The following is a 22045-nucleotide window of genomic DNA, read 5'->3' as shown; positions in this document are numbered from 1 at the left end:
TGACCTGAGCGTTCAGGAGGCCCCCGGGGAATCCCCCGGGGGCCTCCCGCCTTCCTCCGGCCCGTCGCCCTTCTCGTCCTCCCGGGTGTCGCCTGGATCAGCCAGGACGAGAACGAACCCGTCACCGCGCCGAGCAGGGCCGGCCCGCAGGCCATCACGCCCACCGCCGTGACCCGGCCGACCGGGGTCACCCGGGCGACGTCCCCCGGCCCAGGAGGCGAGCGTGACGGCGAGGCCGAGGTCGAGCCAGGCCTGGGGGAGATCCTCGTGACCGAGGACCCGGACCGCGTACCCCGCCAGAAGGACGCCGGAGGCCACGGCGAGCGGGTACGCCAGAAGCTCGTCCCCGCGCTCCTGCCGGGCCGGTTTCGGTGACCTGTCGCTCATCGGATCAGCACGGCCGCCGCATGGATCTTCCGCCCCGGCGACACGTTCCGAACGGGCGACGCAATATGCTGCTCGGCATGACGACTGAGCCGGAGCAGCAGATCGGAGTCGGGACGCGGGACGCGTTCCAGCGCCTGTGGACGCCTCACCGGATGGCGTACATCCAGGGCGAGAACAAGCCCACCGGGCCGGGGGCCGAGGACGGCTGTCCGTTCTGCTCGATTCCGGCGAAGTCGGACGAGGACGGTCTGGTGATCGCGCGGGGCGCGAGCGTGTACGCGGTCCTCAACCTGTACCCGTACAACGGCGGCCACCTCATGGTCGTCCCCTACCGTCACGTCGCCGACTACACGGACCTGGACGTCGCGGAGACCACGGAGCTCGCCGACTTCACCAAGCGCGCGATGGTCGCGCTGCGCGCCGCGTCCGGTGCGCACGGCTTCAACATCGGCATGAACCAGGGCGCCGTCGCGGGCGCCGGCATCGCCGCCCATCTGCACCAGCACGTGGTGCCGCGCTGGGGCGGGGACACGAACTTCATGCCGGTCGTCGGCCACACCAAGGTGCTGCCGCAGCTGCTCGCCGACACCCGGAAGATGCTGGCCGACGCCTGGCCGGCCACCGTCTGATTCGTACGGGCCTTTCGTATCAGATATCCCGTATCCAATGTCCGTCCACCGTAAGGACATTGGATACGGGATATCGGATACGGGCGCGTCAGGCGTCGTAGACGTCGGCCTTCTTCGGGCCCGGTTCCTGGACGGCGCCGCCGAGGACCAGCGAGCGGTTCGTGAAGCGCTCGGTGTCCACGCCGTGGTCGTCGAGCATCTTGATGGTCGCGGTGTGGACCGCCCGCAGCACGGGAGTCGCCATGCGGATCGCGTCGTCCGCCATGAACCGGTTCTTCCAGGGCGGCCCGGCCCAGATGTGCCGCAGCCCGAAGGGCTCCGGCAGGACGAGCTTGCCGCCGAGATAGTCCAGGACCGGCGGATACCAGGTGAGCGGGGCGCGGACCGCGAGCCGGACGACCTCGTCCGTCGTCATCAGCGGCTGCTTGATCTCCCGGGTCTCCCAGAAGCGGACGGTCTTGGAGACCTCCTTCGTCTTCGCCTTCGGCTTCGTCGTGAACAGACCGTGCACAGGTCCGAGCGCGTGCCCCGTGACCTCGATGCGGAGGGTGTGGAGCAGCGACGTCACCGTGACCATCATGGTCAGGACCAGGTTCCCGTCCCAGAGCGTGAACTGGACGCCGAGGTAGTGGCGGTTGCCGGCGCCGAACTGCTGGTCGTTGCAGATGCGCTGTATCTCGTGCGGCTTGACCTGGTAGTGGACGATGCTGTCGCCCTCTGGCCGGCTGACCTCGTCGGCGCCCTCCCCGACCGGCGAGACGACCCAGTGCTTGACGGTCGGCTTCGGGAAGCCGGTCTTCAGCGAGCCGCGCTCCAGCAGGGTGAGCTGGTCGTGGATCTTGCGGACGAGGTCCCAGGCGCGGAAGTCGTGGATCTCGCGGCCGGGCTGTGGGACGAGCTCCTCGGCGAGGGTCCAGCTGCCCCAGCGGGTGCCGAGGCCCAGGACGCCCTTGGCGCCCGCGTAGAACACGATGTTGGACTGCTGCTCGGCCGAGAGCTTCTCCAGGTTCTGCCGCAGCTCCTCCGCGGCCTTCTCACCAGGATCCCTGGGCGCGGCTTCGGGGATCTTGGCACCGATGCCGCCGCCGCTGAGCAGGGCCGTCCAGCGCTCACGGAGGTCGACGGCGGTGCCCTCGCAGATGCGCCGGGCGAGGAACCAGCCCACGACCGGGGCCGCGATCATGGCCCGCACGTAGTTCGGCAGGATCCCGTCGAAGGGCAGCTTCAGCAGGACGAGCAGGGCGAAGAGTCCGGCCGCGACGAGGAGCGCGGTGCCGGCGGCGCTGGTGCGCTTGTTGTCCGAGCCCGCGGCGAGCCGGCGGAGCTGGATGACTCCGAGCCAGAGCAGCAGACCGGGCAGGAAGAGCACGCCGCAGACGAAGGTGACCAGGGTCAGCTTGATGTCGCGCTGCCTGCGGAGGCGGGAGGCGGCGAGGCAGTGCTCGACGACCGGCTGCGGGTCGGCGCCGAAGGACTGGATGAGTGCCTTGCGGGCGCCCCCGAGCATGCGGACCTGGACCGCGCGGGAGAACGCCTCGCCGAGGTCGGGGTGGAAGAGCTTGTGCCACTTCCCTTCCTTGACCGTCGACTTGTAGAGGTCGTTGTCGGCTTCCTTGATCGTGTCCAGCGGACTGTCCCGGTACGCGGCGGAGGCGAGGGCGTTCGTCGCCCCCGCCCCGCCACCGGAGCCCTGCAGGGGAATCTGTGCCCCGGGTCCGAAACCGTCCATCGCCACTGCCGCCCCCATCGCGCGCGAGTACCTGTGCGGGCTGTTCCCAACTGCCGCGCCCCGCACACCTTCTGAGCTGGGCACCCCAGCGTAACCGGGTACCGCCTGATGCGTCACCGGAGTAGGGCGGGTCGGCCGAATGCCGCCCGCTCCACGGTGGCGACGCGGGCGGCCCACGGCATCCACTCGCCAATCAGGAGCCCTTTCCGGCCTGTTCGCGGACCTTCTCCGCGAGGTGCGGCGGCATCGGCTCGTGCCGCGCGTACGTACGGTCGAACCTGCCGGTGCCGTGCGACACGGAGCGCAGGTCGATCGCGTACCGCCCGATCTCGATCTCCGGCACCTCGGCCCTGACCACGGTCCGCCCCGGGCCGGCCTGGTCGGTGCCGACCACCCGGCCGCGCCGCCCCGACAGGTCACTCATCACGGGTCCGACGTACTCGTCCGGCACGAGGACCTCGACCTCGGCCACCGGCTCCAGGAGGTGGACGGCGACGTCCGCGGCCGCCTCCCGCAGCGCGAGCGCCCCGGCCGTCTGGAAGGCCGCGTCGGAGGAGTCCACCGAGTGGGCCTTGCCGTCCCGCAGGGTGACCCGGATGTCGACCAGCGGATACCCGGCGGCGACGCCCCGCGCGGCCTGGGCCCGTACCCCCTTCTCCACGGAGGGGATGAACTGGCGCGGGACCGCCCCGCCGACCACCTTGTCGACGAACTCGATGCCGCTGCCCGGCGGGAGCGGCTCCACGTCGATCTCGCAGATGGCGAACTGGCCGTGGCCGCCGGACTGCTTGACGTGCCGGCCGCGGCCCGCCGAAGGCCCGCCGAAGGTCTCGCGCAGCGACACCTTGTACGGCACGGCGTCCACCTGGACCCCGTACCGGCCCCTGAGCCGTTCGAGCACGACGTCCTGGTGGGCCTCGCCCAGGCACCACAGCACCACCTGCCGGGTGTCCTGGTTGTGTTCGCGGCGCAGGGTCGGATCCTCGGCGACCAGCCGGGCGAGGCCCTGCGAGAGCCGGTCCTCGTCGGCCTTGCTGTGCGCCTCGACCGCGAGCGGGAGCAGCGGCTCCGGCATGCTCCAAGGCTCGATCAGAAGGGGGTCGTCCTTCGCGGAGATCGTGTCGCCCGTCTCCGCCCGGCCGAGCCGGGCCACACAGGCCAGGTCCCCGGCGACGCACTGCGCCATGGGCCGCTGCTGCTTGCCGAAGGGCGAGGTGAGCCCGCCGATCCGCTCGTCGACGTCGTGGTCCTCGTGTCCCCGGTCGGCCAGGCCGTGACCGGAGACGTGGACGGTCTCGTCGGGGCGCAGGGTCCCGGAGAAGACCCTGACCAGGGAGACCCGGCCCACATAGGGGTCGGCGGCGGTCTTGACGATCTCGGCTACCAGGGGGCCTTCGGGGTCGCAGGTGACCGGCGGCCGGGGGCGGCCGTCGGGGGTCGTGACGGCGGGCGGCTCGTGCTCCAGCGGGGACGGGAACCCGCCGGTGATCAGCTCCAGGAGTTCGACGGTGCCCAGGCCCTGCGCACCGCCGTCGGCGGCCGGGGCGGCCGCGAGCACCGGGTGGAAGGCGCCCCGGGCGACCGCCTTCTCCAGGTCGTCGACGAGCGTCTTCACATCGATCCGCTCACCGCCGAGGTAGCGGTCCATGAGGCTCTCGTCCTCGCTCTCGGCGATGATCCCCTCGATCAGCCGGGCGCGGGCCTCCGCGATGAGTTCCCGCCGGCTCTCGTCGGGCGGGCTCTCCCGCCGTACCCCCGTGGAGTAGTCGAAGATCCGCTCCGAGAGCAGGCCGACCAGACCGGTGGCGCGCGCGTGCCCGTCGGGCCCCTCCTCGCCGCGCACCGGGAGGTAGAGCGGGAGGACGGCGTCCGGGTCGTCACGGCCGAAGAGGGAGGAGCAGACGGCGGTCAGCTCGTCGAAGTCGGTGCGGGCCGTGTCGAGATGGGTGACGACGATGGCCCTGGGCATGCCGACGGCGGCGCACTCCTCCCAGACCATCCGGGTGGAGGCGGCGACGGCGTCGGCCTCCTGGGCGGCCGAGACGACGAAGAGGGCCGCGTCCGCCGCGCGCAGACCGGCCCTCAGCTCCCCGACGAAGTCGGCGTACCCAGGGGTGTCGAGGAGGTTGATCTTGTACCCGTCCCAGCCGACCGGAACGAGCGAGAGCTGTACGGAGCGATGCTGGCGGTGCTCGATCTCGTCGTAGTCGGAGACGGTGGCGCCGTCCTCGACCCGGCCCGCCCGGTTGAGCGCCCCGGCGGTCTGCGCGAGCGCCTCCACCAGGGTCGTCTTGCCCGATCCGCTGTGGCCGACCAGCACCACGTTCCGCACGGACGTGGGCCGGTCGGCCGTCAGAGCCCCGCCGGCGGCCCCGGCGGTCGTGTTCGCCTTGTCACCCATGATGTGTTCCTCCCGGCTGCTCGCACGGTGCGGCGGGACGCGGGGCGCGGGGGAGTGGTGTGTCGCGGTACGGCTCCGGCGGTGCCCGCGGTGGTCCTTCGAGCTTTGCACCGACGCCGGGACGCGTCCATACGTCGTACACGGAGCGGGCCCGCCGGGAGGACGGCGACGCGGCGGGGCGGGTGCCGCCGGTGCGCCGCGGTGCTCGTGGCTACGATGGGTGAGCCGGTGGTCATAGGGGCCGCGCGGCCCACCGAACCTCGGGAAGGCCATGCTGAACAAGTACGCGCGTGCATTCTTCACGCGTGTCCTCACACCGTTCGCCGCGTTTCTGCTCCGCCGGGGCGTCAGCCCCGACGCGGTCACGCTCATCGGCACGGCGGGAGTGATGGCCGGTGCGCTGGTCTTCTTCCCGCGCGGAGAATTCTTCTGGGGCACCATCGTCATCACCCTCTTCGTCTTCTCCGACCTCGTCGACGGCAACATGGCCCGGCAGGCCGGGATCTCCAGCCGCTGGGGCGCCTTCCTCGACTCGACGCTCGACCGGGTCGCCGACGGCGCCATCTTCGGCGGTTTCGCGCTCTGGTACGCGGGCAAGGGCGACGACAACGTGCTGTGCGCCGTGGCGATCTTCTGCCTGGCCAGCGGTCAGGTCGTCTCGTACACCAAGGCGCGTGGCGAATCGATTGGCCTGCCGGTCGCGGTCAACGGCCTCATCGAACGCGCCGAACGGCTCGTGATCTCGCTGGTCGCCGCAGGCCTCGCCGGTCTGCACGCCTTCGGCGTACCGGGCGTCGACGTGCTGCTCCCGATCGCCCTGTGGATCGTGGCCGTCGGCAGCGCCGTCACCCTGGGACAGCGGGTCGTGACCGTACGACGGGAATCGGCCGAGGCGGACGCCGCCGCGGCCGGGGGGAGCGGGGCGACATCGTGAGTGCGCAGAAGGACGGCACGTCCGCCAAGGACAGCACGCTGAAGGAACGACTGAGCGACGGGCTGTACGGCGCCGGCTGGGCGACCGTCAAGAAACTCCCCGAACCGGTGGCCACCGGCCTCGGCCGGCGCATTGCCGACTTCACCTGGAAGCGGCGCGGCAAGAGCGTCCTGCGCCTTGAGGCCAACCTCGCGCGCGTGGTGCCCGACGCCACTCCGGAGCGCCTGGCCGAGCTGTCGAAGGCCGGCATGCGCTCGTACATGCGGTACTGGATGGAGTCCTTCCGGCTGCCGACCTGGGACAAGGACCGGGTCCAGCGCGACGTCGACATCAAGGACGCCCACCACCTCAGGGAAGGCCTCGCCGCCGGGCGAGGGGTCGTCCTGGCCCTGCCGCACCTGGCGAACTGGGACCTGGCCGGGGTCTGGGTGACCCGCTGCCTCGGCATCCCCTTCACGACCGTCGCCGAGCGGCTCAAGCCGGAGACCCTCTACGACCGCTTCGTCGCCTACCGCGAGTCCCTCGGCATGGAGGTCCTCCCGCACACCGGGGGCTCCGCCTTCGGCACGCTCGCCCGGCGCCTGCGCGCGGGCGGCCTGGTCTGCCTGGTCGCCGACCGCGACCTGTCGGCCTCCGGCATCGAGGTCGACTTCTTCGGCGACACGGCGCGGATGCCGGCCGGACCCGCGATCCTCGCGCAGCAGACGGGCGCGCTGCTGCTGCCGGTGACCCTCTGGTACGACGACACGTCGGTCCTGAGGGGCCGGATCCATCCGCCGGTCGACGTACCCGACGCGGGGAGCAGGACCGAGAAGACGGCCGTTATGACACAGGCGCTCGCCGACGCCTTCGCCGTCGGCATCGCGGACCACCCGGAGGACTGGCACATGCTGCAGCGACTGTGGCTCGCCGACCTCGAGGAACGCCCGGAACCCGCGGTGGTTCCCGGGCGGGACGGGGAGCGCGGCGCGTGAAGATCGGGATCGTCTGCCCGTACTCCTGGGACGTGCCGGGCGGCGTCCAGTTCCACATCCGCGACCTCGCCGAGCACCTCGTCCGGCTCGGCCACGAGGTCTCCGTCCTGGCGCCCGCCGACGACGAGACCCCGCTGCCGCCGTACGTGGTCTCGGCCGGCCGGGCCGTCCCCGTGTCGTACAACGGCTCGGTGGCGCGGCTCAGCTTCGGCTTCCTCTCCGCCGCGCGGGTACGCCGCTGGCTGCACGACGGCACCTTCGACGTCGTCCACATCCACGAGCCGACCTCGCCCTCCCTGGGACTGCTCACCTGCTGGGCGGCGCAGGGACCGATCGTGGCCACCTTCCACACCTCGAACCCCCGCTCGCGCGCGATGCTCGCCGCCTACCCGATCCTCCAGCCGGCCCTGGAGAAGATCAGCGCCCGGATCGCGGTCAGCGAGTACGCGCGCCGCACGCTCGTCGAGCACCTCGGGGGAGACGCCGTCGTCATCCCCAACGGGGTCGACGTGGACTTCTTCGCCCGCGCCGAACCGAAGAAGGAATGGCAGGGCGAGACCCTCGGCTTCATCGGCCGGATCGACGAGCCGAGGAAGGGCCTGCCGGTCCTCATGCGCGCCCTGCCCCGCATCCTCACCGAGCGGCCCGGAGCGCGGCTCCTCGTCGCCGGGCGCGGGGACGAGGAGGAGGCGGTGGCGTCGCTGCCGCGCGAGATGCGCTCCCGGGTGGAGTTCCTCGGCATGGTCAGCGACGAGGACAAGGCACGGCTGCTGCGCAGCGTCGACGTGTACGTGGCGCCCAACACCGGCGGCGAGAGCTTCGGCATCATCCTCGTCGAGGCGCTGTCGGCGGGCGCGCCGGTCCTCGCCTCCGACCTGGACGCCTTCGCGCAGGTCCTCGACCAGGGAGCGGCGGGCGAGCTCTTCGCCAACGAGGACGCGGACGCGCTCGCGAGCGCGGCGATCCGGCTCCTGGGCGACGAGGAACGCCGCGCGGGGCTCAGCGCCCGGGGCTCGGCGCACGTCCGCCGCTTCGACTGGGCGACGGTCGGCGCGGACATCCTGGCGGTCTACGAGACGGTGACGGACGGCGCGGCGGCGGTGGACACGGACGAACGAGTGACCCTGCGGTCCCGCCTGGGCCTGTAGGGCCCGGGGGCGGTCGGCCTGCGGCCCTCGGGCACGAGCGGACTCGCCCTCCGGGCGTGGGGAGGTCCGCCGGTCACCCTTCCACCGCCGTGTGGGCGCCCCGGCAAGGGACGCCGTTCCGTTGTGCCCACCCGTTCCGCCCCGGCGGAACGCCTGCCCACAACGGGGGTAGCGGCGGCCGGCCCCGGTAGCCTGTGCGCCCGTGACCGAAACCCTGATCTGGACCGTCGTCGCGCTGATCCTCATCGGCGTCTATCTCAGCTGGACCGCCGGACGGCTCGACCGGCTGCACTCCCGTATCGACGCGGCCCGGGCGGCCCTGGACGCCCAGTTGCTGCGCCGGGCCTCGGTCACCCAGGAGCTGGCCACCTCCGGTGTGCTCGATCCGGCCGCCTCGATCGTGCTGTACGAGGCCGCGCACGCCGCCCGGCAGGCGGAGGAGGACCATCGGGAGGTCGCCGAGAGCGAGCTCAGCCAGGCGCTGCGGGCCGTGTTCGGCGAGCCCGAGCAGATGGAGGTCGTCCGGGCTGCCCCCGGCGGCGAGGAGGCCGCGGGAGAGCTGGCGCAGGCCGTCCGCCGGGTGCCGATGGCCCGCCGCTTCCACAACGACTCCGTACGGGCCGCCCGCGCCCTGCGCCGCCACCGGAAGGTCCGCTGGTTCCGGCTCGCGGGCCACGCGCCCTTCCCGCTGGCCTTCGAAATGGACGACGAGCCGCCGGTGGCCCTTGCCGATCGCCCGGTCTGACACCCCGTAACCTGCGAAAACGATCCACCGGGTCCACATTGGCCCTTGCTGTGGACCCCAGGTGGACTGTTTCCTCGACCTAGTCGTCAACCCCCGTTGTCACGAGTGAGGTACCCCGTGTCCACCACGCCTTCCGTTTCCCCCCAGTCCGCTGAGTCCTCTGCGATCGGCACTTCCCGTGTGAAGCGCGGCATGGCCGAGCAGCTCAAGGGCGGCGTGATCATGGACGTGGTCAACGCCGAGCAGGCGAAGATCGCCGAGGACGCCGGCGCCGTGGCCGTCATGGCCCTGGAGCGGGTCCCCGCGGACATCCGCAAGGACGGCGGCGTGGCCCGCATGTCCGACCCGAACATGATCGAAGAGATCATCGGCGCCGTCTCCATCCCGGTCATGGCCAAGTCCCGCATCGGCCACTTCGTCGAGGCCCAGGTCCTGCAGTCCCTCGGCGTCGACTACATCGACGAGTCCGAGGTCCTCACCCCGGCCGACGAGGTCAACCACTCCGACAAGTGGGCCTTCACGACCCCCTTCGTCTGTGGCGCCACCAACCTGGGCGAGGCCCTGCGCCGCATCGCCGAGGGCGCGGCCATGATCCGCTCCAAGGGCGAGGCCGGCACCGGCAACGTCGTCGAGGCCGTCCGTCACCTGCGCCAGATCAAGAACGAGATCGCCCGCCTGCGCGGCTTCGACAACAACGAGCTGTTCGCCGCCGCCAAGGACCTGCGCGCCCCGTACGAGCTGGTCAAGGAGGTCGCCGAACTCGGCAAGCTGCCGGTCGTGCTGTTCTCCGCCGGTGGCGTCGCCACCCCGGCCGACGCCGCGCTCATGCGCCAGCTCGGCGCCGAGGGCGTCTTCGTCGGCTCCGGCATCTTCAAGTCGGGCGACCCGGCCAAGCGCGCCGCCGCCATCGTGAAGGCCACGACCTTCTACGACGACCCGAAGATCATCGCGGACGCCTCCCGCAACCTGGGCGAGGCCATGGTCGGCATCAACTGCGACACCCTCCCCGAGTCCGAGCGCTACGCCAACCGTGGCTGGTAAGCACCGATGAACCCCTCTCCCGTGATTGGTGTCCTGGCCCTGCAGGGCGACGTACGGGAGCACCTGATCGCCCTGGCCGCGGCGGACGCCGTGGCCAGGCCGGTGAGGCGCCCCGAGGAACTCGCCGAGATCGACGGCCTGGTCATCCCCGGTGGTGAGTCCACCACCATCTCCAAGCTGGCCGACCTGTTCGGCATGGCGGAGCCGCTCCGCGAGCGCATCGCGGCCGGTCTGCCGGTCTACGGCACCTGCGCCGGTCTGATCATGCTCGCCGAGAAGATCCTCGACCCGCGTTCGGGCCAGGAGACCTTCGGCGGCATCGACATGATCGTCCGCCGCAACGCCTTCGGGCGGCAGAACGAGTCCTTCGAGGCCGGCGTCACCGTGGCGGGCATCGAGGACGGGCCCGTCGAGGGCGTCTTCATCCGGGCCCCCTGGGTGGAGTCCGTCGGCGCCGAGGTCGAGATCCTCGCCGAGCACGAGGGCCATGTCGTCGCCGTACGGCAGGGCCGGGCGCTCGCGACCTCGTTCCACCCGGAACTCACCGGGGACCACCGCATCCACGCCCTGTTCGTCGACATGGTGCGCGCCGCGCGCTGATCCGATCCCGGTAGGATCTCTGGGGTTCGTTCAGTAATGGGTTACGCGAAGGAGACAGGCAGATGTCCGGCCACTCTAAATGGGCTACGACGAAGCACAAGAAGGCCGTGATCGACGCCAAGCGCGGCAAGCTCTTCGCGAAGCTGATCAAGAACATCGAGGTCGCGGCCCGTACGGGCGGCGCCGACCTGGACGGTAACCCGACGCTGTTCGACGCCGTCCAGAAGGCGAAGAAGCAGTCGGTCCCGAACAAGAACATCGACTCCGCGCTCAAGCGCGGGGCGGGTCTCGAGGCCGGCGGCGCCGACTACGCCACGATCATGTACGAGGGCTACGGCCCGAACGGTGTCGCGGTGCTCATCGAGTGCCTCACCGACAACCGCAACCGCGCCGCCTCCGACGTGCGCGTGGCCATGACCCGCAACGGCGGCTCCATGGCCGACCCGGGCTCGGTCTCGTACCTGTTCAACCGCAAGGGCGTCGTCGTGCTCCCCAAGGGCGAGCTGTCCGAGGACGACGTCCTGGAGACGGTTCTCGAAGCGGGCGCCGAGGAGGTCAACGACCTCGGTGAGTCGTTCGAGATCATCAGCGAGGCCACCGACCTGGTGGCGGTCCGTACCGCCCTCCAGGAGGCCGGTATCGACTACGACTCCGCCGAGTCCAGCTTCGTCCCGACCATGCAGGTCGAGCTCGACGAAGAGGGCGCGCGCAAGATGTTCAAGCTGATCGACGCGCTGGAGGACAGCGACGACGTGCAGAACGTCTTCGCCAACTTCGACGTCAGCGACGAGGTCATGGAGAAGGTCGACGCCTGATCGCGGCCGCTCCGCAGCGGGCCGACGGGGACACACCCCCGTCGGCCCGCTGTCGTTCGTGCGGCGTTGTCGGTGGCAGCCGATAGCCTGCACAAACAGGTGATCGATGGAATCGGTGGAGGGGGCGGCGTGCGTGTTCTCGGGGTGGACCCCGGTCTGACCCGGTGCGGTGTCGGCGTCGTCGAGGGCGTCGCCGGACGACCGCTGACCATGCTCGGCGTCGGCGTGGTGCGGACCGCGGCGGACGACGACATCGGGGTCCGCCTGGTCGGCATCGAGCGCGGCATCGAGGAGTGGCTCGACCGCTTCTCACCCGAACTCGTCGCCGTGGAGCGGGTGTTCAGCCAGCACAACGTGCGTACGGTGATGGGCACGGCACAGGCGAGCGCCGTCGCCATGCTCTGCGCCTCGCGCCGCGGCATCCCCGTCGCCCTGCACACCCCGAGCGAGGTCAAGGCCGCCGTCACCGGCAGTGGACGCGCCGACAAGGCGCAGGTCGGCGCCATGGTGACCCGGCTGCTCCGGCTCGCCGCCCCGCCCAAGCCGGCCGACGCCGCCGACGCCCTCGCCCTCGCCATCTGTCACATCTGGCGCGCCCCCGCCCAGAACCGTCTCCAGCAGGCCGTCGCGCAGAACCGTCTCCAGCAGGCGGTCGCCCAGCAGACGTCCGCAGTGAAAGGCCGAACCCGATGATCGCCTTCGTCAGCGGCCCGGTCGCCGCCCTCGCCCCCACCACGGCCGTGATCGAGGTCGGCGGTGTCGGCATGGCCGTCCAGTGCACCCCGGCAACGCTCGCGGGACTCCGGATCGGGCAGGACGCCCGGCTCGCCACCTCCCTCGTCGTCCGTGAGGACTCCCTCACCCTGTACGGCTTCGCCGACGACGACGAGCGCCAGGTCTTCGAGCTCCTCCAGACCGCGAGCGGCGTCGGCCCCCGCCTCGCGCAGGCCATGCTCGGGGTGCACAGCCCCGACGCCCTGCGCCTCGCCGTGTCCACCGGGGACGAGAAGGCCCTCACCGCGGTGCCCGGCATCGGCAAGAAGGGTGCCCAGAAACTCCTCCTCGAACTGAAGGACAAGCTCGGCAGCCCGCTCGGCAGCAGCGGCCTCGTCGGTGCCCAGCGCGCCGCGGCCCCCGGACCCGCGCCGTGGACCGAGCAGCTGACCGCCGCCCTGATCGGCCTCGGCTACCAGAGCCGCGAGGCCGAGGAGGCCGTGGGCGCCGTCGCACCGCAGGCCGAGGCCGCCATCGCGGAGACCGGCGCCGCCCCCGTACCGCAGCTGCTCCGCGCCGCCCTGCAGACCCTCAACCGCGCCCGCTGACCCGCGGCCCACCCCGTACGAACGAGAAGGCATCCACCGTGAACTGGGACGACGACACCACCGCCGAGGCCGCGGACGCCGAGGCGCGCATCGTCGGCGCCGCCGCCGAGGGCGACGACCAGGCCGTCGAGGCGGCCCTGCGCCCCAAGGACCTCAGCGAGTTCGTCGGCCAGGAGAAGGTCCGCCAGCAGCTCGACCTGGTCCTCAAGGCCGCCCGCCAGCGCGGCGCCACCGCCGACCACGTCCTGCTCTCCGGCGCCCCCGGCCTCGGCAAGACCACCCTGTCGATGATCATCGCGGCCGAGATGAACGCCCCGATCCGCATCACCTCGGGCCCCGCCATCCAGCACGCGGGAGACCTCGCCGCGATCCTCTCCTCCCTCCAGGAGGGCGAGATCCTCTTCCTCGACGAGATCCACCGCATGTCCCGGCCCGCCGAGGAGATGCTCTACATGGCGATGGAGGACTTCCGCGTCGACGTCATCGTCGGCAAGGGCCCCGGCGCCACCGCCATCCCGCTCGAACTCCCGCCCTTCACCCTGGTCGGCGCCACCACCCGCGCCGGACTCCTGCCGCCGCCGCTGCGCGACCGCTTCGGCTTCACCGGCCACATGGAGTTCTACGACCCGGCCGAGCTCCAGCGGGTGATCCACCGCTCCGCAGGACTCCTCGACGTCGAGATCGACGCGGCCGGCGCCGCCGAGATCGCCGGCCGCTCCCGGGGCACCCCCCGCATCGCCAACCGTCTGCTGCGTCGCGTCCGCGACTACGCGCAGGTCAGGGCCGACGGAGTGATCACCCGCGAGATCTCCGAGGCGGCCCTCAGGGTGTACGAGGTCGACGGCCGCGGCCTCGACCGGCTCGACCGCGCCGTCCTGGAGGCCCTGCTCAAGCTCTTCGGCGGCGGACCGGTCGGTCTGTCCACCCTCGCGGTCGCGGTGGGGGAGGAGCGGGAGACCGTCGAGGAGGTCGCCGAACCCTTCCTCGTACGCGAAGGTCTGCTGGCCCGCACACCCCGTGGCCGGGTCGCCACTCCGGCGGCCTGGACCCACCTCGGACTGGCTCCGCCGCAGGCAGCGGGCCCGGGCGGGAGAGGAAGCGGACAACAGGGGCTCTTCGGGGCGTGACGGTGTCGACACTCGCCCGGACAGGAACCGGGGTGCGATGCTGGACGTTGTTCCATCGATGCGGACTCGCCTAGACTCCGCCGATGCCGCCCTTTCTGGTCGGCGCGCCCACCCCCGAAGATCAGGCCGCGGGTTCTCCGCGACCGTGCGAAGGAAACCCGTCCCGTGAGCATCGTGACCCTCCTCCCCTTCATCGTCCTCATCGGGGCCATGTTCCTGATGACCCGCTCTGCCAAGAAGAAGCAGCAGGCGGCGGCGCAGATGCGCAACGAGATGCAGCCCGGCACCGGCGTACGCACGATCGGGGGGATGTACGCCACCGTCAAGGAGATCGGTGACGAGACCGTCCTCCTCGAAGTCGCGCCCGGCGTGCACGCCGTCTACGCCAAGAACGCCATCGGCGCGGTCCTCGAGGACTCCGAGTACAACCGCATCGTCCACGGCGACGACGAGTCGGACTCCGACGCCGTCGTCCCGGACGACGCCTCGTCGCTGACCGAGGCCGCCGAGGCCACGGAGGGCACGGAGACCGCCAAGGCCGCCGACACGGACGACGCGGCCGCCAAGGCCGATCTGACGAAGAAGGACGCGGCCGACGCCGCCACCGAGGGCCAGAAGGACGGCAAGGCCGAAGGCGAGACCGACGCGAAGTAGTCGCGGCCGGGAGCACCGCGCACGCCCACCGGCGCGCGCGGTCCCCGGAACGGTTCCACGTCTGCGGGGGCAGGTCCCCACACACACTTCGTGGCCGTCTCACGCATACCCGGCGCGAGACGGTTGGACAGGGAGATACGACAGGTGGCAGCACCGAAGAAGGGCCGAAGGCCGGCGGGGGGACAGAGCCGGCCGGGCCGCGCCCTGGCACTCATCCTGATCGCCATGGTCGCGCTCACCGGCGGCATGTTCTGGTCGGGGCACACCACCCCGCGCCTGGGCATCGACCTCGCCGGCGGTACGTCGATCACGCTCAAGGCCAAGGCTGAGCCTGGCCAGGAGTCGGCGGTCAACGAGACCAACATGAACACCGCCGTCGGCATCATCGAGCGCCGTGTCAACGGTCTCGGCGTCTCCGAGGCCGAGGTCCAGACGCAGGGCCGCGAGAACATCATCGTCAACATCCCTCGCGGGACGAACGAGAAGCAGGCCCGGGAGCAGGTCGGTACCACCGCCCAGCTCTACTTCCGGCCCGTTCTCGCCGTGGCGGCCGCCGCGCCGCAGCCGGCGCCGACCGCCAGCTCCTCCGGCTCCCCGTCGGCCCCGCCGAAGCCGTCCCCCTCCGCCTCCGGCGCGACGGCGGGCGAGAAGTCGGCGACCCCGACGGCCACCGCCTCCACGCAGGGCCGTGCGCTCACCGAGGCCCTCAAGGCCCCGACCCCGACGCCCACCGGAAGCGCCTCGTCGTCCACTACGCCGAAGGCCACCGGGACCCCGCAGGCGACCCCGACGCCCGACGCCGCCCAGGCGGCGCTGGAGCAGAAGTTCGCCACCCTGAACTGCCTCGACCCCAAGCAGCGCTCGGCCGCCGGTCAGGGCGTCAAGCCGACCGAGCCCACCGTCGCCTGTGGCGAGGACGCCCCGGGCATCTGGTCGAAGTACCTGCTCGGCCCGGCCGCGGTGGACGGCAAGGACGTCGACGACGCCAAGGGCGCCCTCGACCCGCAGCGCGGCATGTGGATCGTGAACATGGAGTTCACGGACGCGGGCTCGAAGAAGTTCCAGGCGATCACCAGCAAGCTGGCGTCCCAGACCGACCCGCAGAACCGCTTCGCGATCGTCCTGGACGGCGAGGTCGTCTCGGCTCCGTCGGTGCGCACGACGCTGAGCGCCAGTGCGGAGATCTCCGGCAACTTCAACCAGCAGTCGGCGCAGGACCTCGGCAACATCCTGTCCTACGGTGCCCTGCCCCTGACGTTCGAGACACAGAGCGTCGACACCGTGACCGCCGCCCTCGGCGGTGACCAGCTGGAGGCCGGCCTCATCGCCGGCGCCATCGGTCTCGGACTGGTCATCGTCTACCTGGTCGCGTACTACCGGGGCCTGTCGCTGGTCGCCATCCTCAGCCTCGGCGTCTCCGCGCTCCTCACCTACGTGATCATGGCCCTGCTCGGCCCGGCCATCGGCTTCGCGCTGAACCTGCCGGCCGTCTGCGGCGCCATCGTCGCCATCGGTATCACCGCGGACTCGTTCATCGTCTACTTCGAGCGCATCCGAGACGAGCTGCGCGAGGGCCGTACGCTCCGCCCGGCCGTCGAGCGCGCCTGGCCGCGCGCCCGCCGCACCATCCTGGTCTCCGACTTCGTGTCGTTCCTGGCCGCGGCCGTGCTGTTCCTCGTCACCGTCGGCAAGGTCCAGGGCTTCGCGTTCACGCTCGGCCTGACCACCCTGCTCGACGTCGTGGTGGTGTTCCTCTTCACCAAGCCGGTCATGACGATGCTCGCGAAGACCAAGTTCTTCGGCAACGGTCACCCGTGGTCGGGTCTCGACCCGAAGCGTCTCGGCGCCAAGCCGCCGCTGCGCCGCGCCCGCCGTGCCACTGCCCCTGCCGCTGCCGACCCGAAGGAGGCGTGAGATGTCGAAGCTCGGCGATCTCGGCGCCCGGCTCCACCGCGGTGAGGTCGGTTACGACTTCATCGGCAACCGCAAGATCTGGTATGGCCTGTCCATCCTGATCACCATCACCGCCATCGTCGCCCTGGCCGTCCGCGGCCTCAACATGGGCATCGAGTTCCAGGGCGGCGCCGTCTTCACCACCCCGAAGTCGGAAGTCTCCGTCAGCCAGGCCCAGGAGTACGCGGAAGAGGCCTCCGGCCACGACGCGATCGTCCAGCAGCTCGGCAACGGCTCCCTGCGCATCCAGGTCGGCGGCCTCGACACCGCGCAGTCCGACCAGGTCCGCTCGGAGCTGGCCAAGGACCTCAACGTCCCCGAGGACAAGATCGCGGCGGAGCTCGTCGGCCCGAGCTGGGGCGAGCAGATCGCCAACAAGGCCTGGACGGGCCTGGGGGTCTTCATGATCCTCGTGGTGATCTACCTGGCCATCGCCTTCGAGTGGAGAATGGCGGTCGCGGCGCTCATCGCCCTCATCCATGACCTCACGATCACGGTGGGCATCTACTCGCTGGTCGGCTTCGAGGTCACGGTCGGTACGGTGATCGGTCTGCTGACCATTCTCGGATATTCGCTGTACGACACGGTCGTCGTCTTCGACTCCCTCAAGGAACAGACGAAGGACATCACGAAGCAGACCCGCTTCACGTACAGCGAGCTGGCGAACCGCTCGATCAACGGCACCCTGGTCCGTTCGATCAACACCACCGTCGTCGCGCTGCTGCCGGTCGCCGGCCTGCTGTTCATCGGTGGCGGTGTCCTCGGCGCCGGAATGCTCAACGACATCTCGCTGTCGCTGTTCGTCGGTCTCGCCGCCGGTGCGTACTCCTCGATCTTCATCGCCACCCCGCTCGTCGCCGACCTCAAGGAGCGCGAGCCGGCGATCAAGGCCCTCAAGAAGCGCATCCTCGCCAAGCGGGCCAGTGCCGCCGCCCAGGGCGAGTCGCCGGACGGGACGGACAACTCGTACGCCGACGAGGGCGAGATCGCCGTCATCGGCCCGCGGGCGGGCCGCCACGGCCGCGCGCCGGAGCACCGAGGATGACCGCCGAGGTCCAGGACGTCACCGCACTCCTGCTGAGCCGCATCCGCGACGTACCCGACTATCCGAAGCCGGGCGTGCTGTTCAAGGACATCACGCCGCTGCTCGCGGACCCGGAGGCGTTCACGGCGCTCACCGACGCCCTCGCCGCGCTGTGCTCCGCGCACGGCGCGACGAAGATCGTCGGCCTCGAGGCGCGCGGCTTCATCCTGGCCGCCCCGGTGGCCGTCCGCGCGGGCCTGGGCTTCATCCCGGTCCGCAAGGCCGGCAAGCTTCCCGGGGCGACGCTCCGCCAGGCGTACGAGCTGGAGTACGGCACCGCCGAGATCGAGGTGCACGCCGAGGACCTGCAGGCGGGCGACCGCGTCATGGTCATCGACGACGTCCTCGCCACCGGCGGCACGGCCGAGGCCTCCATCGAGCTCATCCGGCGCGCGGGCGCCGAGGTCGCGGGCGTGGCCGTCCTGATGGAACTCGGCTTCCTCCCGGGCCGTGCCCGTCTGGAGCCGACCCTGAACGGCGCTCCGCTCACGGCGCTGATCCAGGTCTGATCACCTCGCACGGAAGGGGCGCCCCGGGAATCCCCGGGGCGCCCCCGCCGTTTTCCCGGGTGTCCCCGTCCGGGGCCCGGGACGAGGGCCCGCACGTGCGGGGTCGTCCGCCCACCGGCCGCGTGCGCATCGCGACCCCCGGCTCGATACCATGGGCTTTCCGGGCCTGACCGGGGGACCCGGCACCGCACGAGGAGCGCTCTTGCCAGACGAGGCCCAGCCACTCTCCGCCGCGCAGCCCGACCCGAAGGCCGACAAGGCCGCGCAGGGGACCGGCACGCCCGAGAACAAGCCCGCGGAGACCGGGCCCGCGCCTGCCGCGTCCGCGTCGCCCGCGCCCGAGGCCCCGGCCCCCGCGCGGCCCGCCCCGGCCACGCCCGGCCGCTCCGGCGGCTCGTCCAACCGCGTGCGCGCCCGTCTCGCCCGGCTGGGCGTCCAGCGTTCCTCCCCGTACAACCCGGTCCTCGAACCGCTGCTGCGGATCGTCCGCTCCAACGACCCCAAGATCGAGACGGCCACGCTCCGCCAGATCGAGCGGGCCTACCAGGTCGCCGAGCGCTGGCACCGCGGCCAGAAGCGCAAGAGCGGCGACCCGTACATCACGCACCCGCTCGCGGTCACCACCATCCTCGCCGAGCTCGGCATGGACCCGGCGACCCTGATGGCCGGGCTCCTGCACGACACCGTCGAGGACACCGAGTACGGCCTCGACACCCTGCGCCGGGACTTCGGCGACCAGGTCGCGCTCCTCGTCGACGGCGTCACCAAGCTCGACAAGGTCAAGTTCGGCGAGGCCGCCCAGGCGGAGACCGTCCGCAAGATGGTCGTCGCCATGGCCAAGGACCCGCGCGTCCTGGTCATCAAGCTCGCCGACCGCCTGCACAACATGCGCACGATGCGCTATCTCAAGCGGGAGAAGCAGGAGAAGAAGGCCCGCGAGACCCTGGAGATCTACGCCCCGCTGGCGCACCGGCTGGGCATGAACACCATCAAGTGGGAGCTGGAGGACCTCGCCTTCGCGATCCTCTACCCCAAGATGTACGACGAGATCGTCCGGCTCGTCGCGGAGCGCGCCCCCAAGCGGGACGAGTACCTCGCGATAGTGACCGACGAGGTCCAGACGGACCTGCGCGCCGCCCGTATCAAGGCCACCGTCACCGGGCGCCCCAAGCACTACTACAGCGTCTACCAGAAGATGATCGTCCGCGGCCGTGACTTCGCGGAGATCTACGACCTGGTGGGCATCCGTGTCCTCGTCGACACGGTGAGGGACTGCTACGCGGCCCTCGGCACCGTCCACGCGCGATGGAACCCGGTCCCCGGCCGGTTCAAGGACTACATCGCGATGCCGAAGTTCAACATGTACCAGTCGCTGCACACGACGGTCATCGGACCCAACGGCAAGCCCGTCGAGCTGCAGATCCGCACCTTCGACATGCACCGGCGCGCCGAGTACGGCATCGCCGCCCACTGGAAGTACAAGCAGGACCCTTCCGCCGGCGCCTCCAAGGTGCGCACCGACGTGCCGAGGAAGACCGGCAAGGACGACCACCTCAACGACATGGCGTGGCTGCGTCAGCTCCTCGACTGGCAGAAGGAGACCGAGGACCCCGGCGAGTTCCTGGAGTCCCTGCGCTTCGACCTCTCCCGCAACGAGGTCTTCGTCTTCACGCCCAAGGGCGACGTCATCGCGCTGCCCGCCGGAGCCACTCCCGTCGACTTCTCGTACGCGGTGCACACCGAGGTCGGCCACCGCACCATAGGAGCGCGGGTCAACGGGCGCCTCGTACCGCTCGAATCGACCCTCGACAACGGCGACCTGGTCGAGGTCTTCACCTCCAAGGCCGCCGGCGCGGGGCCTTCCCGCGACTGGCTCGGCTTCGTCAAGTCACCGCGCGCCCGCAACAAGATCCGCGCCTGGTTCTCCAAGGAACGCCGGGACGAGGCCATCGAGCAGGGCAAGGACGCCATCGCGCGGGCCATGCGCAAGCAGAACCTGCCGATCCAGCGGATCCTGACCGGCGACTCCCTCGTCACCCTCGCCCACGAGCTGCGCTACAGCGACATCTCCTCGCTGTACGCGGCGATCGGCGAGGGCCATGTCACCGCCCAGTCCATCGTGCAGAAGCTGGTCCAGGCGCTCGGCGGCGAGGAGGCCGCCACCGAGGACATCGACGAGGCGGCGCCGCCCACCCGCGGCCGCTCCAAGCGCCGCTCCAGCTCCGACCCCGGTGTCGTCGTCAAGGGCGTCGAGGACGTCTGGGTGAAGCTGGCCCGCTGCTGCACCCCCGTGCCCGGCGACCCGATCATCGGCTTCGTCACCCGCGGCAGCGGCGTATCGGTCCACCGCAGCGACTGCGTCAACGTGGAGTCGCTCTCCCGGGAGCCGGAGCGGATCCTGGAGGTCGAGTGGGCCCCGACCCAGTCCTCGGTGTTCCTGGTCGCCATCCAGGTCGAGGCGCTCGACCGGTCACGGCTGCTCTCGGACGTCACCCGGGTCCTCTCGGACCAGCACGTCAACATCCTCTCCGCGGCCGTCCAGACCTCCCGAGACCGGGTGGCCACCTCGCGCTTCACCTTCGAGATGGGCGACCCGAAGCACCTGGGCCACGTCCTGAAGGCCGTACGGGGCGTGGAGGGCGTCTACGACGTGTACCGCGTGACCTCGGCCCGCAGGCCGTAACAGCGGCTACGAGAAGGCCCCCCGGCTCACTGCCGGGGGGCCTTCGTCGGTCGTACGGTCGGGAGGCTCAGCCGCCGAACTCCTCCAGGCCCTTCAGGGCCTGGTCGAGCAGGGCCTGTCGGCCCTCCAGCTCACGGGAGAGCTTGTCGGCCTTGGCGTCGTTGCCCGCGGCACGGGCCGCGTCGATCTGCTTGCGCAGCTTCTCGACCGCGTCCTGCAGCTGACCGGTCAGACCCGCGGCACGCGCGCGTGCCTCCGGGTTCGTCCGGCGCCACTCGGCCTCCTCGGCCTCCTGGATCGCCCGCTCCACCGTGTGCATCCGGCCCTCGACCTTGGGACGGGCGTCACGCGGCACGTGCCCGACGGCCTCCCACCGCTCGTTGAGGGAGCGGAAGGCCGCACGCGCCGCCTTCAGGTCCGTCACCGGCAGCAGCTTCTCGGCCTCGGTCGCGAGCTCTTCCTTCAGCTTGAGGTTCTCGGTCTGCTCCGCGTCCCGCTCGGCGAAGACCTCGCCACGCGCCGCGAAGAAGACGTCCTGGGCGCCGCGGAAGCGGTTCCACAGATCGTCCTCGTGCTCGCGCTGGGCGCGGCCGGCCGCCTTCCACTCCGCCATCAGATCGCGGTAGCGGGCCGCCGTGGTGCCCCAGTCGGTGGAGCCGGAGAGCGACTCGGCCTCGGCGACCAGACGCTCCTTGACCTTGCGGGCGTCCTCGCGCTGGGCGTCCAGCGAGGCGAAGTGGGCCTTGCGGCGCTTCGAGAACGCCGAGCGGGCGTGCGAGAACCGGTGCCACAGCTCGTCGTCGGACTTGCGGTCGAGCCGGGGCAGGCCCTTCCAGGTGTCCACGAGCGCCCGCAGACGCTCGCCCGCGGAGCGCCACTGCTCGCTCTGGGCCAGCTCCTCGGCCTCCGTGACGAGCTGCTCCTTGGCGGCGCGAGCCTCGTCGGTCTGCTTCGCCTTCTGGGCCTTGCGCTCCTCACGGCGCGAGTCGACCGTCTCGACGAGCTTGTCGAGGCGGACACCGAGCGCGGCCAGGTCACCGACGGCGTGGTGCTCGTCGATCTGCTGCCGGATGTGCTCGATCGCCGTCGTGGCGTCCTTCGCCGAGAGGTCGGTTGTCTCCACCCGCTTCTCGAGGAGGCCGATCTCGACCACCAGGCCCTCGTACTTGCGCTCGAAGTAGGCCAGAGCCTCCTCAGGGGTGCCGGCCTGCCACGATCCGACGACCTTCTCACCCTCGGCCGTCCGCACGTACACGGTGCCCGTCTCGTCGACGCGGCCCCACGGGTCGCTGCTCACAGCGCCTCCTCAC

General features: G+C 71.2%; 20 protein-coding genes and 1 pseudogene. 17 read left to right on the top strand and 4 right to left on the bottom strand.

Annotated features, from left to right (window positions below):
- Nucleotides 1-12: 12 nt before the first annotated feature.
- Nucleotides 13-212: pseudogene (locus IO20_RS42180) on the bottom strand (potassium channel family protein); the annotation flags it as partial.
- On the opposite strand from IO20_RS42180, the gene IO20_RS40745 reads away from it, so the two are divergent.
- Nucleotides 169-375: a hypothetical protein gene (locus IO20_RS40745; protein WP_030551850.1), complete on the top strand. Its 207-nt coding sequence runs from the start codon at nt 169-171 to the stop codon at nt 373-375. The pseudogene IO20_RS42180 and the gene IO20_RS40745 overlap by 44 nt on opposite strands.
- Nucleotides 376-452: 77 nt before the next feature.
- Nucleotides 453-1016 (top strand): HIT family protein, encoded by a 564-nt coding sequence (locus tag IO20_RS0118425; protein ID WP_030204577.1) that lies wholly within the window; start codon nt 453-455, stop codon nt 1014-1016.
- An 88-nt stretch (nt 1017-1104) separates the two neighbouring features.
- Here the strand turns inward: IO20_RS0118425 and IO20_RS0118420 are convergent, their stop codons facing one another.
- The gene (locus IO20_RS0118420; RefSeq protein ID WP_030551852.1) at nt 1105-2763 is read right to left on the bottom strand and encodes a hypothetical protein; all 1659 of its coding nucleotides are present in this window, start codon (nt 2761-2763) and stop codon (nt 1105-1107) included.
- A 175-nt stretch (nt 2764-2938) separates the two neighbouring features.
- The gene (locus IO20_RS0118415) at nt 2939-5146 is read right to left on the bottom strand and encodes an elongation factor G-like protein EF-G2 (RefSeq protein WP_030551853.1); all 2208 of its coding nucleotides are present in this window, start codon (nt 5144-5146) and stop codon (nt 2939-2941) included.
- A gap of 271 nt (nt 5147-5417) precedes the next feature.
- On the opposite strand from IO20_RS0118415, the gene pgsA reads away from it, so the two are divergent.
- The 15 genes from pgsA (at nt 5418) to IO20_RS0118340 (ending at nt 20735) form a co-directional block, all read left to right on the top strand.
- The gene (gene pgsA / locus IO20_RS0118410; protein WP_030204569.1) at nt 5418-6080 is read left to right on the top strand and encodes a phosphatidylinositol phosphate synthase; all 663 of its coding nucleotides are present in this window, start codon (nt 5418-5420) and stop codon (nt 6078-6080) included.
- Between the two features lie 38 nt (nt 6081-6118).
- Nucleotides 6119-7054, top strand: a complete 936-nt coding sequence (locus IO20_RS0118405) for a phosphatidylinositol mannoside acyltransferase (RefSeq protein WP_031127425.1) — start codon at nt 6119-6121, stop codon at nt 7052-7054.
- Nucleotides 7051-8202: a glycosyltransferase family 4 protein gene (locus tag IO20_RS0118400; protein WP_030551858.1), complete on the top strand. Its 1152-nt coding sequence runs from the start codon at nt 7051-7053 to the stop codon at nt 8200-8202. The genes IO20_RS0118405 and IO20_RS0118400 overlap by 4 nt, the downstream gene beginning before the upstream one ends.
- 202 nt (nt 8203-8404) lie before the next feature.
- Complete coding sequence (locus IO20_RS0118395; RefSeq protein WP_030551860.1) at nt 8405-8947, top strand: membrane protein; 543 nt, start codon at nt 8405-8407, stop codon at nt 8945-8947.
- Nucleotides 8948-9064: 117 nt separating this feature from the next.
- Complete coding sequence (gene pdxS / locus IO20_RS0118390; RefSeq protein ID WP_030551862.1) at nt 9065-9988, top strand: pyridoxal 5'-phosphate synthase lyase subunit PdxS; 924 nt, start codon at nt 9065-9067, stop codon at nt 9986-9988.
- A 6-nt stretch (nt 9989-9994) separates the two neighbouring features.
- Nucleotides 9995-10588: a pyridoxal 5'-phosphate synthase glutaminase subunit PdxT gene (pdxT, locus tag IO20_RS0118385; protein ID WP_030551864.1), complete on the top strand. Its 594-nt coding sequence runs from the start codon at nt 9995-9997 to the stop codon at nt 10586-10588.
- 62 nt (nt 10589-10650) lie between these two features.
- Nucleotides 10651-11403 (top strand): YebC/PmpR family DNA-binding transcriptional regulator, encoded by a 753-nt coding sequence (locus IO20_RS0118380; protein ID WP_030204558.1) that lies wholly within the window; start codon nt 10651-10653, stop codon nt 11401-11403.
- Nucleotides 11404-11532: 129 nt separating this feature from the next.
- Nucleotides 11533-12096 carry a crossover junction endodeoxyribonuclease RuvC gene (gene ruvC / locus IO20_RS0118375; RefSeq protein WP_030551865.1) on the top strand — a complete coding sequence of 188 codons (564 nt, stop codon included), beginning with the start codon at nt 11533-11535 and terminating at the stop codon, nt 12094-12096.
- Nucleotides 12093-12725, top strand: a complete 633-nt coding sequence (ruvA, locus tag IO20_RS0118370; RefSeq protein WP_030551867.1) for a Holliday junction branch migration protein RuvA — start codon at nt 12093-12095, stop codon at nt 12723-12725. Before ruvC ends, ruvA begins: the two co-directional genes overlap by 4 nt.
- A gap of 38 nt (nt 12726-12763) precedes the next feature.
- Nucleotides 12764-13852, top strand: a complete 1089-nt coding sequence (gene ruvB, locus IO20_RS0118365; protein ID WP_030551869.1) for a Holliday junction branch migration DNA helicase RuvB — start codon at nt 12764-12766, stop codon at nt 13850-13852.
- Between the two features lie 165 nt (nt 13853-14017).
- On the top strand, nt 14018-14506 hold the full coding sequence (yajC, locus tag IO20_RS0118360) for a preprotein translocase subunit YajC (RefSeq protein WP_030551871.1): 489 nt from the start codon (nt 14018-14020) through the stop codon (nt 14504-14506).
- Nucleotides 14507-14650: 144 nt separating this feature from the next.
- Nucleotides 14651-16420 (top strand): protein translocase subunit SecD, encoded by a 1770-nt coding sequence (gene secD, locus IO20_RS0118355; RefSeq protein ID WP_030551873.1) that lies wholly within the window; start codon nt 14651-14653, stop codon nt 16418-16420.
- Between the two features lies 1 nt (nt 16421).
- Nucleotides 16422-17504, top strand: a complete 1083-nt coding sequence (secF, locus tag IO20_RS0118350) for a protein translocase subunit SecF (protein ID WP_030551875.1) — start codon at nt 16422-16424, stop codon at nt 17502-17504.
- On the top strand, nt 17501-18052 hold the full coding sequence (locus IO20_RS0118345; RefSeq protein WP_030551876.1) for an adenine phosphoribosyltransferase: 552 nt from the start codon (nt 17501-17503) through the stop codon (nt 18050-18052). The genes secF and IO20_RS0118345 overlap by 4 nt, the downstream gene beginning before the upstream one ends.
- Before the next feature lie 202 nt (nt 18053-18254).
- Nucleotides 18255-20735, top strand: a complete 2481-nt coding sequence (locus IO20_RS0118340; protein WP_030551877.1) for a RelA/SpoT family protein — start codon at nt 18255-18257, stop codon at nt 20733-20735.
- A 67-nt stretch (nt 20736-20802) separates the two neighbouring features.
- Here the strand turns inward: IO20_RS0118340 and IO20_RS0118335 are convergent, their stop codons facing one another.
- Complete coding sequence (locus tag IO20_RS0118335) at nt 20803-22032, bottom strand: DUF349 domain-containing protein (RefSeq protein ID WP_030551878.1); 1230 nt, start codon at nt 22030-22032, stop codon at nt 20803-20805.
- Nucleotides 22033-22045: the final 13 nt, after the last annotated feature.

Origin of the sequence: Streptomyces exfoliatus, assembly GCF_000725545.1 — a bacterium.
Classification (GTDB): Bacteria; Actinomycetota; Actinomycetes; order Streptomycetales; family Streptomycetaceae; genus Streptomyces; species Streptomyces exfoliatus.
Note: the sequence above shows the minus strand (reverse complement) of the source record. Positions and strands in the feature narration are given on the sequence as shown.